This window comes from Actinomadura terrae, from assembly GCF_022751215.1.
Taxonomy (GTDB): domain Bacteria; phylum Actinomycetota; class Actinomycetes; order Streptosporangiales; family Streptosporangiaceae; genus Spirillospora; species Spirillospora terrae.
The window spans coordinates 186,464-200,285 of record NZ_JAICDG010000003.1; the positions used below are offsets into that span (position 1 = coordinate 186,464).

A 13,822-nucleotide genomic window follows, 5' to 3' on the forward strand; every position below is an offset into this window, starting at 1 on the left:
TTACGCCTAACCGCCATGGGACACCATCCGTCACGTCGTCTGAGGTCGGGTTCTCAGGTACGGGTGTGGGTGTTCGCAAGTCTTTCTTGGAGTTTGGCATGGCGGAACTGGTAGACGGCTCCGGTTTGGCGCAGGAGCCCGAGCCGGTGAGCGTCTTCCAAAAATCTCATCAGGTGGCGCGGCGCCCGGTGGCGGACGGACAAGTGGACGAGCGTGATGAGGTAGGTGCCACTGGCGCTTGTGAATGCACCTGTGAGCCCGCCCCCGAGCCCGACCACGAGCCCAACGGCAAGCCCGCCCGTAAGTCCGTCTGCGAGTCCGCCCGCGAGCTCGCCTGCGAGCCCGATCGCAAGCCCGCCTCCGAGCCCGAATGCGAGCCCGACCGCGAGCGACTCAAGGGAGGTTATTTGAATGTCGCGGCGAAGTGAGTCGGGGGGATTCTGTGCTGTTTCGCTTGCTTGTGGGTTCTTCGCCCATTCCGTGAGCCCGAATGCGAGCCCGGTCGGGAGCCCGAACACGAGCCCGCCGGCGAGCCCTGTCGCAAGCCCGCCGGCCATTCCGACCGTGAGTGCACCCGCGAGTTCGCCCCCGAACCAGAACGTGGGCCCACTCGCAAGCCCGGACGCGAGTCCGAACACGAGGCCGAACGCGAGCTTGCGTATGAGTGAGCGCGTCCGGCCTCGTAGCCGTAGGTCCGCGTAGGAGGGTTCAGCACTGGGGCCGGTAGGTCCTGAACTATGTAGCCACCCCTGGAATCCGACCGCGAGGCCGAACACGAGCCCGAACGCGAGTCCTGCTGTAAGGCCCCCCTTGGGCTCGCCGACGGGCCCGCTTGCGAATCCAACCGTGAGTCCGCTCGCGAATCCGCCCCCGAGCCCGGCTGCGAGCCCGCCCGCGAGTCCGACCGAGATGCTGCCGGTGAGCCTCCCCGAGAGCCCGACGGTGAACCCGCCCGCGAGCCCACCTGCGAGTCCGACGGCGAGGCCGCCCGCGAGCCCGCCTACAAGCCCACCCGTGAGTCCGACTGTGAGTCCGCCTATGAGCCCGACCGTCAGTCCGACTGTGAGTGCGGCGGTGAGCCTGATGGTGTGAGAAGAAAGCGTTTGGTGGAGTTGCCACCAGGCGACGTCGGTGGTGTTGGTGGTGTGAAGGTGGCGGGCGAGGAAGGACAGCCAGCGCTGGACGTCATTGGGTTTCCAGGCGTAGCGGGGCCGGAAGGGGTGGGGGCGCTGGTCTTCGCCGCCGTTGGTGCGCTGATGAGGTGGGTTGGCGTTGACGAGCGCCTGGGTCAGGTGGTCCAGGAGGTGATCGGTGATCTGCTCTGGGGTGAGGAAGCGGTGAGGGGTGAGCAGGGGGGCGGGGTCGGTGTGGGCGTCGATGTAGACCTTGCGCAGCAGCCATAACGCCAACGGTGTGGTGAGGACCTGGGCGAGGGGGGTGGTGGTGCCCTGGGCAAGGGCGCCGAGGAGGACGGGCCAGGTGCCTGAGGGGCGAGGGGGAAGGAGGTGGGTCAGGTAGGCCGCGGCGTCGGCGGGTTGGAGGGGACTGGGTTCGATGACGGCTCCGGCGGTCAGGGCGTCACCCTTCCGGGCGCGTACGGCGGCTTCGTATTCGTTGGTGCGGCAGGTGAGGATGATGGCGTCGGCGGTGGTGAGGGTCGAGTTGAGTGCGGTGATGACCTTGGGGCGTAGGGCTTCGGGGAGCTCGTCGAGGCCGTCGAGGATGGCCAGGATGCGCCGGTCGGTGACCAGGTCTTGAGGAGCGTTGGGGCCCAGGGTGTGAGCACGAAGTACGGGATATGCGTCACTGAGGCGGTCGGTGAGCCAGTCGTGAAAGGGTTGGGCGTCAGGGTCCCACCCCGACAGGGCGAACATGATGGGGACTGGTTCGCCGGGTTGGGGGTGCTGGAGAAGGTGGCGCAGCAGCAGCACGGCCAGCGTGGTTTTGCCCATACCGGGATCGCCCAAGATGACCAGGCGGCGGCGGGTGAGGTTGCGAAACTGTGCGGCGATGTCGGCGATGCGGTCGGTGCGGCCACTGAAGCGGGGCTGGCCCAAGGCGAGCAGCGACCGCAGTGACCTGGGCTGGGTGAGCAGGCCGGGATGGTCCATGACGGGCAGCTCGGTCAGGCGCCAGCGGACCGCCAGCGGGGCGGGGTCATCCAGCTGACGGATGATGATCTCCTGGCGCCACTGCTGTAGCACAAGCCGGGCCAGGAGTTGCTGAGCCCGGTCGAGTTGCTCAGGGGTGCAGACGTTCAATTGGTCGCCTCGGCTGCGCCATCCGCCGGCTATCGCGGGGAACAATGCCGCAGCTGCCAGGGGAACCGCCGCCAGCGTGGCAAAGATGGTCGCCGCTGCGGGCCCGTGTCTCCACAGCACATAGGTCAGGCCGGCATCGGTGCCCAGAATCAGTATGGCGATTGCTGTGGTGGCCAGGGTGAGAGGCCAGTGAGGTCTATGTTTGTCCGCCACGGACCACATGCTGTCAACGATCTGCCGGCACCGCGCCGGAATACCCGACTTGTTAGCTCCCGGTTACGTCGGCATGATCCGTTTCCTGGGAGCTGGCTGTCGAGAAGTCCGGCGACGCTTCGCGGACGCCTTTAAAGACGTGGAAAAAGTTCTCATCTGGCCCAGGAGTGCCGTGGCCGGCCTGTGGTTGAGGATGAGTTCGGTGAGGGCGCGGCGGGTTTGGTCGACGAGGGCGGCGGCGAGGCGGTTGGCGATGGGGAGGTGCGCGGGCGGCATTTGACCACCTCTGCCTTCAGAGTTGGGTGAGCGGCCGCCGGCGAGCAGATCAACGGCGGTGACGCTCCGGGAGCCGACCGGTCTCTCGGCGGTGGTGGTCATGAATCGCTGATCCCTTCCGGGTGGGAGGGAGGACCGTCAGTCGTTGGTGAGCGTGGTGGCGCTGATGCCGACCTGGCGCGGCCCAGCCGCTGTGGGCCGGGTTGGTCTGCGGAACCGTCGTCGTCCCACAGGGGTGGTGTCAACCATTCGGTGAGACCGGGGTTGTTGTCGGTATCAGATGCGTCCGGTGACGGCGTCCGCCGAAGTGGACGTAGAAGACGTCGAAAGCGGCTTTCCTGGTGCAGAAGACTGCTTCGAGAGCGGCCACCCGAGCGGGAGATGTTGTTCGCCGGTAGTGCGGAGTCGCGCCACGTAGGAGGTCTCTCCGCCTTGTCTCTGCCCCCCGCTTGCGAAACTTCGTGAGGCGATGAGGGCGACCACCGCGTACCTTTTGAGTAGCTTGTGCCGGTGACCGACGATGATGAGCGTGACCGTCTGGCGCAGGAATTGCTGCGCCTGACCGTCTTTGAACTGGTCGATGTCCTCCAGCGTGTGCTGCCGGCTCACGGGGAACGAAGCGGCACCGTGCCCTCGGTGCTGGTCCTCGCTGAAGTCTCCCGGCGGTCAGGCGGAGACTCCTCCGACGAGCAGCCGTTCATCGAGGCGGTCGCCTGGCCCGATCGCGACTAATACGACGGTGGCTTCGGTCCGGAGCCGGCGCTGTATGAACAGGGTCGTTGTCGCGGCTGCGGATTGGAAGTCATTTCGACGGCCAAGCGCGCCTTCTGCCCACTTTGCGGGACGCCCTGTCAGCTCACCTAGCCCGGGAGTGGAGTGCTCGACGGTGCCACCCGGCGCGTTGACGCCGACAGCGACGCCCTTCTGCCCGCGTGGGCAGGGGCGCGGCCGTATTGGGTCATGGGCGGTGTTTCGGTGTGCGGGGGTTGGTCGTCGTTGATGCTGGGGGCATGGACGGTGGGGGGCGTTGGCGGCTGGTTTTGTTCGTGGTGCTTCTGGTGGCGTCCGGGGTGATGGCGGCGGTGGTGCCGATGCTGCCCGGGACGTGGCCGGTGGTGTTGCGGGTGCTGCTCGGGGTGCTGGGGGCGATCGCGGCGGGGGCCGCGGGTTCGTATGTCAGTGAGGTGATCGCCGTCCACCGCACGAGGGCGGAGGAGCGGCAGGCGCGGGTGGCGGAGGTGGAGTCGCGCCGGGGTGCCCTGGCGGCGACGCGGGAGGTGGCCGCGTCCGATCGGAGTGTGGCGGGGTTGCTGCGGCCCGAGCGTGCGGTCGTCGACTTCATCGGGCGTGCGGACGAGTTGAGGCGGTTGCGGGAGTGGTGCGCAGACGACGGGCCGGTCTGTCCGGTGTGGCTGGTGACGGGGCGCGGCGGGGTGGGCAAGACCCGGCTGGCGTTGCGGCTGGCCGAGTCGTTGCCGCTGGAGCGGTGGGAGTACCAGCCGGTGCGGCCGGGGGATGAGGTCGCGGCGGTGAAGGCGGCCGGGCGGGTGGGGCGGCGGGTGCTGCTGCTGGTCGACTATGCCGAGACACGTCCGGAGTTGGCGGCGATGCTGGCCGAGGTGGCGGCGCGTGAGGCGGCGGGGGACGCACGCGGGTTACGGGTGCTGCTGCTGGCTCGGCAGGCCGGGGAGTGGTGGACCGCGCTGGACACCGAGTCGGACGCGACGCGGGCGCTGGCGGCGCGGACCCCGGTGCTGGAGTTGGCGGCGGTGCTGGACGATCAGCGGGGCGACGTCGAGGTGATCGAGGAGGCGTTGCCGTTCTTCGCGGCGGCGCGGGGGCGGCCGGTCCCGCGGGTGACGTTCACGGTCGGTCCAGGGGTGCGGTTGCCGGTACTGGTGCTGCACGCGGCGGCGCTGGTGGCGGTACTGGACGCCGAGCAGGGCGGCGGTGGAGGGCGTGCGGCGGCGGATCTGGGGGTGTTGGACCGGCTGCTGGGGCATGAGCGTCGGCTGTGGGACAAGACCGCCCGCCGGGCTGGGGTGGGGGTCGCGTTGCCGGTGTTGGAGCAGGTGATTGCGGCGGCGGTGCTGCTGGACGTTCAGGACGCCGGGGAGGCAGCGGTCCGGCGGGTGATCCGGCGCGTCCCGGATCTGGAGGGGGCGCGGGAGGAGCGGGTGGGGGCGTTGGCGCGGTGGCTGCGGCAGTTGTACCCGGGTCAAGCGGGTGGCGTGGACGTGCTGCGACCCGACCTGGTGGCCGAGCGGCACGCCACCGACCAGCTCGTCGAGCACGAGTTGCTGCGCCGGGCCTGTTTCGCTGACCAGGAGCCGGGGCGGGTGGTTCAGGCGCTGACGGTCCTGACCCGTGCCTGCGCCCATCACGACCGTGCTGCCGAACTGCTCGACGAAGTGTTGCGGCACGATCTCGTGCGGTTGGCCGACGCTGCGATCGTGGTGGCCGTCCAGACCGGTACCCGGCTGGGCGATCTGCTGGCCGGTGTTCTGGAGGACGTCCCGGTCGGGACGGAGGATCTTCAGCGCATCGCGGAGCAGATGCCCTATCCGACGGTGGCGCTGGCTTCCGCAGGTGCGGCGGCCACGCGCCGGGTGCGGGAGCTCCTGCCGGCTGACGCCGACCCTGCGGACCTCGCCCGCTGGAGCGGGAAACTCGCGACCGTTTTGACCCAGTTGGGACGGCGGGACGAGGCGTTGGAGGCGGCCACCGAGGAGGTGGGCCTCTACTGCGGGTTGGTCGGGGGCCGGTCGGATGCGTTCCTGTCCCACCTGGCCGCGTCGTTGAGCAACCAGTCCACCTGCCTGTCGGATGTGGGGCGGCGGGACGAGGCGTTGGAGGCGGCCACCGAGGCGGTGGGGATCTACCGCGGGTTGGCCCACGCCCGGCTGGACGCGTTCCTGCCCCACCTCGCCGGATCGTTGAATAACCAGTCCACCTGCCTGTCGGATGTGGGGCGGCGGGACGAGGCGTTGGAGGCGGCTACCGAGGCGGTGGCGATCTACCGCGTGTTGGCCGAGGTTCAACCGGACGCGTTCCTGCCCCACCTGGCCGGGTCGTTGAGCAACCAGTCCACTTGTCTGTCGGTTGTGGGGCGGCGGGAGAAGGCGTTGGAGAGGGCTGCGGAGGCGGTGGGGATCTACCGCGTGTTGGCCGAGGCCCGGCCGGACGCGTTCCTGCCCAGCGTGGCCGGATCGCTGAACAACCACTCCAACCACCTGTCGGATGTAGGGCGGCGGGACGAGGCGTTGGAGGTGGTCACCGAGGCGGTGGGGATCTACCGTGGATTGGCCCAGGCCCGGCCTGATGCCTTCCGGCCCGACCTGGCCAGATCGCTGGGAAGCCAGTCCGACCGTCTAGGGGGTGTGGGGCGGCGGGACGAGGCGTTGGAGGTGGTCACCGAGGCGGTGGGGATTTACCGTGCTTTGGCCGATGCTCGGCCTGATGTCTTCCTGTCCAACTTGGCCGAGTCGTTGAATAACCAGTCCGTCTATCTGGCGGGTGCGGGGCGGTGGGAGGAGGCGTCGGAGAGGGCTGCGGAGGTGGCGGGGGTCTACCGTGGTTTGGCTGAGGCTCGGCCTGATGTCTTCCTGCCCCACTTGGCCGCGTCGTTGAGCAACCAGTCCAACTTTGGGTCGGAGGCGGGGCGCGGGGAGGAGGCGTTGGAGGCGGCCAGCGAGGCGCTGGGGATCTACCGCGTTCTGGCTGAGGTCCGGCCGGAGTCCTTCCTGTCCTCACTGACAGAGAGCTTCTTCACGATGGGCAAGGCATTGGTCGGCCTTGATCGAGTCGAAGAGGGAGCACAGTACCTGGTAGCGGGATTCCTGTTGGCCGCCGAGCATGATCTGACAGAGATCGCAGAGGCTTGCGCCGAACTCCTCCGGCATGCGCATGCGCGCGACGCCGATACGGTCACCGCTGTCTGGCGTCGAGTCACAGGTACGGATCTGCCTCAGTGGCTCGGGTAGTCCCCGGCGGATGCGGAGTCGCGAAGATGGCTTCCCGCATGGTCATCTACTACGAGTCGTAGTACTATCGGCAGTAGTAGATGTGTCGGGCTCGGGCCTGGGGTGGGCCGGCTCGCGCAGGGGGAGGTCGGTCGGATGACTAACTACGCTCGGCTGTATCGGTTGCGGTTCACTCCGTGGGAGCGGTACGGGAAGGCGGCGGCGGCCAGTATCGCGGCGGTGCTGGATCGGGAGGAGGCCGGGCGGTCGCGGCCGCTGGGGCGTGCGCTCGATCTCGGGTGCGGGCGAGGGCAGTTCACGCCGGAGCTCGCGCGACGGGGGTGGGAGGCCGTGGGCGTTGATTATGTGCCGGCCGCGATCGAGGCCGCGAAGGCGCGTGAGACCGGTGGGGCGACCTACGTTGTGGGGGACGTGACGGATCTGTCGAGCGATCTGGGGGCGTTCGATTTCTTTCTTGATATCGGCTGCTTCCAAGGGTTCGGCGCTGATCAGCGGGGTGCGGTGGGGCGGGGAGTTTCTGCCCTTGCCAAGCCTGATGCCACTTTGTTGATGCTTGCCTTCGGGCCCAACCGGATGAGTTCGCGTATGGGTGGGGTGTCTCAGGCGGAGGTCGAGGAGGCGTTTCCTGGATGGGAGATGCTCGCGGCCGAGCCCGCGGAGACCGCTGGGCTGGGGTGGCCGATGAACAAGACCAACCCGCAATGGTTCAGGCTGCGTCTGCGGGCTTGAGGTCAGGGGCGCAGGTAGGGGCCTGGGTGGTGGCGGGTGAAGGACGGGGTCGTCGGATACAGGGCCGGTTCGGGGTCGGTGTCGAACACGGTCTGGGTGTCGGGGGCGAGTTCGGCGGCGGACTTGTTGAGTGCTGTTGGGCGGGTGGTGGGCCAGTGGTGGGTGCTCAGGCGGGTGAGGAGGGTTCGCAGGGTGACTATTTCCTCGGACGCGGTGAAGGTGCAGTGGTAGCCGCGGTCGACGTAGAGCTGCCTCAGGTTCGCCGGGCGGTGCACTTGGGTGGCGTACCAGCGTTGGTTGTCGGTGGGGACGCTGCCGTCGCCCGTTGAGTGCAGGGTGACGACGGGGGAGGGCGTCCGGCCGGTGGGGGTGCCGTAGCGGTTCAGGTATCGGACGGCTGCCGGGTCCGCCTTGATGCGCGGGGCTGAGTTGAGGCGGGCGAGGTCCTTGGTGAGGTCGAGGCCGGCTTCGCGGTAGGCGCGTACCACCAGGGTCTTTTGAGTTGAGCGGGCCAGGAGCTTCCGGTAGTTCACGCCCGTGTTCCAGGACGGGTTGCCGCCGGCCCGCTGCTCGATGTCGGTGCGGCTCAGCCCCCAGAAGGCGCCGCGGTCGTAGGCGGCGTAGTAGGTCTGCTGTTCCACCTGGGCGGCGACCGTGCCCGGGGACGGGGCGCGGGAGGTGTAGCGGGCGGGGATGTCGGCCAGGGCCGCGGCGAGGGCGAGGCGGGCGCGGCCGATGGGGGAGGCCAGGGCGGCGCCGAGTGCTCGGCGGGCGTTGGACGTGTTCGCTTGCGGGTCCTTGATCCGGATGACGTCGAGGTCGGGTGCCAGCAGTGTCTTCACCGCGAAGTTCGCGTCCAGGGCGCTGTTGAAGTGGCCTGTCGTGCCGCCGACGACTCCGCAGAGGGAGGCGACGCCGGCGAAGCGGCCCGGGTTGCGTTCCGCCAGCAGGACCGCGGTGAGGCCGCCCGCGGAAGCGCCCGCCGAGATGGTTCGCTTCGGTTTGCCCACGTTCGCCGTGAACCAGTCGAGCAGGTCGATCTGGTCCTTCAGGCCCGACTCGACCACGCCCCAGCCGCGTGGCGTGCGGAGTTTCGAGGCCGCCAGCGCGTAGCCGTGGTCGAGCAGCCATTTCCGGGTGGCCGGGTGGTTCGTCAGCTCGATCTCCGAGGGCGCCGGGGCCTCCAGGCTGTAGGCGCCGTGGCTCCACAGCAGCAGCGTTCCGTTCCAGTGGTCCGGAACCTCGACCCGGTAGGGGACCCCGTCGAGGCTGCCCGTGCGGACGGTCGTCTCGGCCTCGGCGGGCGGCGCCGGGGCCAGGGCGGCGGCCACCACCATCGCGGGGAGGGTGAGGCGAAGCAGGCGGAATCGGTTCATGGCCCGCACCCTCCACGAGGCCCCGTCCCGGGTGCAATCATTTTGGAAATAGCTGAAATGTTGTACGTTCCGGTCATGTTGCGGCTCTGGCTCGACTACGAGGATCTGACCCGCCTCCGCGTCCTGCCCGGCCTCTCGCCGATCACCCAGACCGTCTTCAGCGCCCAGGCCATGCGCGGGCCGGAGCCCGCCGCGCGGCGGACGCGCGCGCGGCTCGGCGGCCCGTCCCGGATGGTGCTCGATCTGGCGCCGCCCGGACGGCTGCTCCCCGACTTCCTCACGCCGCACGCGGACACGCCGGGCCTGGAAGGGGAGCTCGACGCCGTCGCCTCGACGCCGGTCCGGCGGATCCGCGCCGAGCTGGAGCGCTCGTACGGCCCGCGTCCGCCGACCGCGTGGATGACCCGCCTCGCCACGGGGGATGCCGAGACGATGCGGGCGCTGATCAGCGGGCTCCGCGACTTCCACCGGGCCGCGCTGGCGGACCGGTGGGCCGTGCTGACCCCGCACCTGCGCGCCGAGGCGTCCGGTGTCGCCCGGACGATGGCGAGCGAGGGGATCGGTGCCGCGCTCGGCCGCCTGCATCCCGCCATCCGCTGGGCGCCTCCCGTGCTGGAGATCGAGACGCTGCGCGACGGTGACGTCCGGCTCCGGGGCCGGGGGCTCCAGTTCCTGTTCTCGCCGTTCGTCACGGCGCCACGCGTCCGGGTCGCCGGAGACTGGCCGGTGGGCGTGGTGGTTCCCGCGGCCCGGCCGCCCGGCGAGCCCGCGGGCAGTCCGTCCCAGGTGTTCGGCCGGACGCGTGCGGCCGTGATCCGGCTGGTCGGCGCGGACGGGGAGCTCACGACCGGGGCCCTCGCGTCCCGGCTCGGGGTCAGCGCGGCGTCGGCGTCCCAGCACGCCTCGGCCCTGCGCGGCGCGGGCCTCCTCACCAGCGAGCGCCGGGGCAAGACAGTGCACCACGCGCTGACGCCGCTCGGGGAGCGGTTCCTGCGCGGCGGAGCCGGGCCCCGTTCCCGGGATGCGGGAACGGGGCCCTGACGGTCAGCAGAGGCCGCGCGGGTTCGACGTGCGGCACTTGTTGTCGCGGAAGCGGTTCGTCCGGCTTCCGCTCTTGTCGACCAGGTCGTAGGGCGCGTTCCCGTGGACGTGGTTGGACTTGATCAGGTTGTGGTGCGCGGGCCGGTTCCGCGGCGGCGTGCCGCGGAACAGGACGATGCCGCCGGAGTAGGGGAGCTGCCCCCGGTTGCCGATCACGATGTTGCGCGCGACGGTGTTGTGGTCGCCGCCGAAGAACAGGATTCCCGTCCCGCCGAGCGCGGGGATCTCCTCGTGCGCCGGACAGAAGCGGTTGTTCTTCGAGACGTGGTTCTTCCAGACCGCGGTGTTGCCCTGGCCGGACGGCTGGCTGTCGTCGACGAGCGCGACGCCGACGCAGTTGTAGGCGATGGTGTTGTCGTGGACCTGGACGTGGCGGGCGTGCCGGACGAGGACGCCGATCGCGTTGCCGATGGAATGGTTCTCGGCGACGACGGTGCCGCGCGCGTTGACGGTGTCGCCGACGTAGAGCCCGGCGTCGTCGCTGTTGTCGACGGTCCAGTTCCAGCGGAAGTGGCCGCGGGTGGAGGCGAACTCGGCGATGCCGTATTCGCCGTTGTTGCGGGCGAGGACGGCCTGTACCGAAAGGCGGTCGGTGTGGATGCCGTAGACGCCGGTGTCGGCGAAGTCCCGGACAACCAGGTTGCGGATCGTCACGTCGCGGACCGGGTACTTCGCCCGGCCGACGACGCAGATGCCCATGCCGGGGTGCTTGGCCCTGGCGCAGTGGTCCAGGTGGCCGGGGCGCAGGATCGTCCTGTTGCCCTCGCCGTGGATGGTGATGCTCTTGCGGACGAGAACGCCGCCGTCGTAGTGCCCGGCTCTGAGCTTGATGACGTCCCCGGGCCGGGCCCGGTCGACGGCGTGCTGGATCGAGTGCCCGGGCGGGACGACGATCACCCGACCCCCCGCCGCCCGCGCCGCGGGCGCGACCCCGGTGATCCCGGTGACGGCGACCGTTGTTCCGAGTACGGTCGTAATAATCCGCCTCATTCTGTTTCCCCCGTTTTTCTACCGCCCGCGCGGGCCGCCAGGGCCCGGCGCGGTCATGAATTCCTCGGTGATCATCCTGACCCTGGAATGTTCTGCCTGCGATGTGCGGACGGTAAAAAATACGGGCGGTCGATTGAAAAGGGCCGGTTTCGCGCGCTTTTGGCTCCGTCGCTTCAGTGCAGAACCGGGCCCGCGGCTATGCACGCCAGGCACGAGGCGAGCATCACGGCCGTGCCGGGGATCGCCTTGGCCACGTGCCGGTTCTTGGTCTCGGCGAGGAACGCGAACAGCCGCACCATCTGCCACGCCGCGTCCCGCTGGGCCTGGCCGTCCGACGGGAACTGGGACGAGACGCCGAACACGCCGAACGCGCTGGGCGGGACGGGGGTGTGCGGCCGGGGACGCAGCGCCTGGATGAGGTGGTGGCCCGACAGGAGGAAGGCGATCGTGAACGTGAGGTAGAGGGCCGACATCATGAGACCGTACGGCCCGCCGGGCTCGGGCAGGGACGGCAGCGCGGTCATGACCGCGACGATCGCGCCGGTGTGTGCGACGAGCAGGGTGGAGATCTTCGCCTCGGCGTGCTGGACGTAGCCCTGGAAGGTGGCCATCACGGTCACCGCGACGGCGGCGTCGTTCTGGTCGCGGCCGGGGTCGGAGGTCGGGTTCATGCGCTCACTCCCTCGGTTGCTTGAGCTGGCGGAGCGTCGCGCGCAGGGCCTGCACCGTGCCGCGCACGTAGTGGCGGGTCCGCTCGTCGCTCAGCGTCGTGCCGTTCACGTGGCAGCCGACGTTGACGGCGAGGGCGTCGCCGCTGGTCAGCGTGATCCGGAACTCCTGCCGGACGCTGACGTCGGCCGGGGTCAGATAGCTCATGGCGATGGGCCCCGCCATCCTGGTCAGGTTGCCGGAGGAGGCGGCGCCGCCGTGTGTCGCCAGCCGGTCGTTCATCGTGCCGATCGTGGTGACGTCGGTGAGCGTGAACTCGTGGGTCGTCTCCAGCTCGCGGAGCCCCGTCATCATGTTCAGGACGCAGTTGTAGACGCACACCTGGATATTGGTGAGCACCACCACGGCCACCTCGTAGCTGGCGTAGCGGGGCTTGCCGTCCAGGCCGATCGTGTAGTCGGTCGGCAGCGCGGGCCCCACGACGGTGAGGGGGCGCCGGGTGATCACCTCCTGCGGGATGCCCATCTCCTGCCACGCCCGCTGCTCGATCGCGTTCATGTCGTGGCTGAACCAGTAGTCCATCTGCTGGTCGGACGCGGCGCCGTTGCGGGCGCCCCGCTGGCGCTGGTACCGGTGGAACCGGATGATCGAGAGGACGAGCAGCGGCCATCCGGCCAGGTTCCCGAGCAGGACCCCGAACCCCGCGAGGACCCACAAGATGATGGTGCCCGCGCTCGGCGCCGAGTACGAAAGGCCGGCCGACAGGACGTACAGCACGAAGCTCCCGATGATCGCGCCGAGTCCGAGGGCCAGGAACAACCGTCCGAGCGTGAGGTCGCGCGGGTTCGGCGGGGCCACGAAGTAGGCGCGGACGGCGTAGTCCGGACGCGGCGCGGCGGGCCCCGGTGCCGTCGCGATCTCGCCGGTGGCGGTCATCCGCCCTGCCCCGGAGGAGCGGCGATCCGCACGCGGAGCGACGACCAGATCGGGTTGTCCCAGGCCGGGACGTGCTCGACGATCTCCGCCGCCAGCTCGGCCGGCCCCCGGCCGAGCGGCGCCCGGACGAGGGCGGCCACCATCCGCTCGGGCGGCGGGCCGGTGTAGTCGAAGCCGTTCATCTCGTAGTAGTCCTGCTTGATGATCGCCCAGAGCAGCAGGGCGCCGGCGTGGTCGGGGTCGAGGGCGAGCACCTTGCCGAGCTCCCGCTCGGTCCGCTGGATGGTCGGCCGCCGCTGGAGGCGGGGCCGCTGCCCGTGCAGCAGCGCGAGCGCCAGCCGGAACCGCAGGCCCGCCGCGTCCTGCGGGGTCGTGGCCTGCGCGGCGGCGCGGCGCAGCTGGTCGGTCGCCTCCTCGTAGTCGTGGTGCCGGAACGCCGTCATGCCCTCCGCGTGCGGGTCGGCCTTGGCCGCCTCGCTGACCTGGATGGTCAGGTCGCCGCCGACGGTGTTGTCGATGGCGAGGCCGCGGTGGCCGTCGCCCGAGATCGAGATCCCGGGCGGCGGGCCCTGCGGCGCGGCCTGCGCGGGGGGCTCGGGGGACGGTGCGTCGCCGGGGTGGTGGGGGTGGGGGCGGGGCAGGTGCATGTGGGCCGTCCTGTCGTATCCCCTGTCGGGGTGGGGGACCCGGATCTCGGTGAAGTCCCGCTCGCGCAGGGAGGCGAGGTCGGAGCGGACGACCTTGCGGAACACCTCCGGCGACACCAGCAGGACCAGGGTCGCGTCGCGGTCGCGCTCCAGGGCCTGGCCCGCCGGACGCGCCGCCAGGAGCCGGGCCACCTCGTCGAAGGCGGGCCCGGCGGTGCCGAAGGCGGCGGGCGCGAACACGTCGCAGTGCATCGCGATCCGCGCCCGCAGCTCCAGGCTGGCGCTGTGGTCCTCGTTGTGGAGCCGCAGCCGGTCGTCGAGCGCGCGGACGAACGTCCCGACGACCCGGGTGAGGTCGGCGCCGCCGGGCAGCGCGACGTACTGGCGGTCGCCCTCGCCCTGGATCTTCCACCCGGAAGGATCGAGCCCGGCCTCGTGCGCGGCGGCCTCGATGATCGAACGCAGCCGCTCCTGGAGGAGCCCCTGGTGCCGGATGCCGCGTCCGCCGTAGTTCTCGATGTCGACGCCGAACACGAAATGCTCGGCGAGTATCTCGTCAGCGTGCATTTGAATTGGTCCTCGCAAACGTACTGGATCTGTTGAACCAGCAGGCGGTGGGGCCGGGCAACCCGGCTCCCCCC

General features: G+C 70.1%; 10 protein-coding genes. 4 read left to right on the forward strand and 6 right to left on the reverse strand.

Annotated features, from left to right (window positions below):
* Window positions 1-53: 53 nt before the first annotated feature.
* A complete protein-coding gene (locus K2F47_RS20715) occupies window positions 54-2,474 on the reverse strand; it encodes an NACHT domain-containing protein (RefSeq protein ID WP_242906276.1) in 2,421 nt (806 codons plus the stop codon).
* A gap of 786 nt (window positions 2,475-3,260) precedes the next feature.
* Between K2F47_RS20715 and K2F47_RS20720 the strand changes: the two genes are divergently transcribed.
* The 3 genes from K2F47_RS20720 (at window position 3,261) to K2F47_RS20730 (ending at window position 7,462) form a co-directional block, all read left to right on the forward strand.
* Window positions 3,261-3,482 carry a hypothetical protein gene (locus tag K2F47_RS20720; protein WP_242906277.1) on the forward strand — a complete coding sequence of 74 codons (222 nt, stop codon included), beginning with the start codon at window positions 3,261-3,263 and terminating at the stop codon, window positions 3,480-3,482.
* A gap of 278 nt (window positions 3,483-3,760) precedes the next feature.
* A complete protein-coding gene (locus tag K2F47_RS20725; RefSeq protein ID WP_242906278.1) occupies window positions 3,761-6,733 on the forward strand; it encodes a tetratricopeptide repeat protein in 2,973 nt (990 codons plus the stop codon).
* Between the two features lie 135 nt (window positions 6,734-6,868).
* The gene (locus K2F47_RS20730) at window positions 6,869-7,462 is read left to right on the forward strand and encodes a class I SAM-dependent methyltransferase (RefSeq protein WP_242906279.1); all 594 of its coding nucleotides are present in this window, start codon (window positions 6,869-6,871) and stop codon (window positions 7,460-7,462) included.
* Window positions 7,463-7,464: 2 nt separating this feature from the next.
* Here the strand turns inward: K2F47_RS20730 and K2F47_RS20735 are convergent, their stop codons facing one another.
* Window positions 7,465-8,838, reverse strand: a complete 1,374-nt coding sequence (locus K2F47_RS20735; RefSeq protein WP_242906280.1) for an alpha/beta hydrolase-fold protein — start codon at window positions 8,836-8,838, stop codon at window positions 7,465-7,467.
* Window positions 8,839-8,913: 75 nt separating this feature from the next.
* On the opposite strand from K2F47_RS20735, the gene K2F47_RS20740 reads away from it, so the two are divergent.
* A complete protein-coding gene (locus K2F47_RS20740; protein ID WP_242906281.1) occupies window positions 8,914-9,879 on the forward strand; it encodes a helix-turn-helix domain-containing protein in 966 nt (321 codons plus the stop codon).
* A gap of 3 nt (window positions 9,880-9,882) precedes the next feature.
* On the opposite strand, the gene K2F47_RS20745 is transcribed toward K2F47_RS20740, so the two are convergent.
* The 4 genes from K2F47_RS20745 to K2F47_RS20760 form a co-directional block, all read right to left on the reverse strand.
* Window positions 9,883-10,929 carry a right-handed parallel beta-helix repeat-containing protein gene (locus K2F47_RS20745; RefSeq protein WP_242906284.1) on the reverse strand — a complete coding sequence of 349 codons (1,047 nt, stop codon included), beginning with the start codon at window positions 10,927-10,929 and terminating at the stop codon, window positions 9,883-9,885.
* Window positions 10,930-11,102: 173 nt separating this feature from the next.
* Window positions 11,103-11,600 carry a Pycsar system effector family protein gene (locus K2F47_RS20750; RefSeq protein ID WP_242906285.1) on the reverse strand — a complete coding sequence of 166 codons (498 nt, stop codon included), beginning with the start codon at window positions 11,598-11,600 and terminating at the stop codon, window positions 11,103-11,105.
* Window positions 11,601-11,604: 4 nt separating this feature from the next.
* Window positions 11,605-12,534, reverse strand: coding sequence for a hypothetical protein (locus K2F47_RS20755; RefSeq protein WP_242906287.1), 930 nt, complete (start codon window positions 12,532-12,534; stop codon window positions 11,605-11,607).
* Window positions 12,531-13,748, reverse strand: a complete 1,218-nt coding sequence (locus K2F47_RS20760; RefSeq protein ID WP_242906289.1) for a hypothetical protein — start codon at window positions 13,746-13,748, stop codon at window positions 12,531-12,533. Before K2F47_RS20760 ends, K2F47_RS20755 begins: the two co-directional genes overlap by 4 nt.
* Window positions 13,749-13,822 lie beyond the last annotated feature (74 nt).

Excerpts from the sequence above, each read along its gene's own strand:
- K2F47_RS20725 (WP_242906278.1), top strand. The coding sequence starts at position 3,761 with ATGGACGGTGGGGGGCGTTGGCGGCTGGTTTTGTTCGTGGTGCTTCTG.
- K2F47_RS20745 (WP_242906284.1), bottom strand. The coding sequence starts at position 10,929 with ATGAGGCGGATTATTACGACCGTACTCGGAACAACGGTCGCCGTCACC.
- K2F47_RS20755 (WP_242906287.1), bottom strand. The coding sequence starts at position 12,534 with ATGACCGCCACCGGCGAGATCGCGACGGCACCGGGGCCCGCCGCGCCG.
- K2F47_RS20760 (WP_242906289.1), bottom strand. The coding sequence starts at position 13,748 with ATGCACGCTGACGAGATACTCGCCGAGCATTTCGTGTTCGGCGTCGAC.
- K2F47_RS20735 (WP_242906280.1), bottom strand. The coding sequence starts at position 8,838 with ATGAACCGATTCCGCCTGCTTCGCCTCACCCTCCCCGCGATGGTGGTG.
- K2F47_RS20740 (WP_242906281.1), top strand. The coding sequence starts at position 8,914 with ATGTTGCGGCTCTGGCTCGACTACGAGGATCTGACCCGCCTCCGCGTC.
- K2F47_RS20750 (WP_242906285.1), bottom strand. The coding sequence starts at position 11,600 with ATGAACCCGACCTCCGACCCCGGCCGCGACCAGAACGACGCCGCCGTC.
- K2F47_RS20730 (WP_242906279.1), top strand. The coding sequence starts at position 6,869 with ATGACTAACTACGCTCGGCTGTATCGGTTGCGGTTCACTCCGTGGGAG.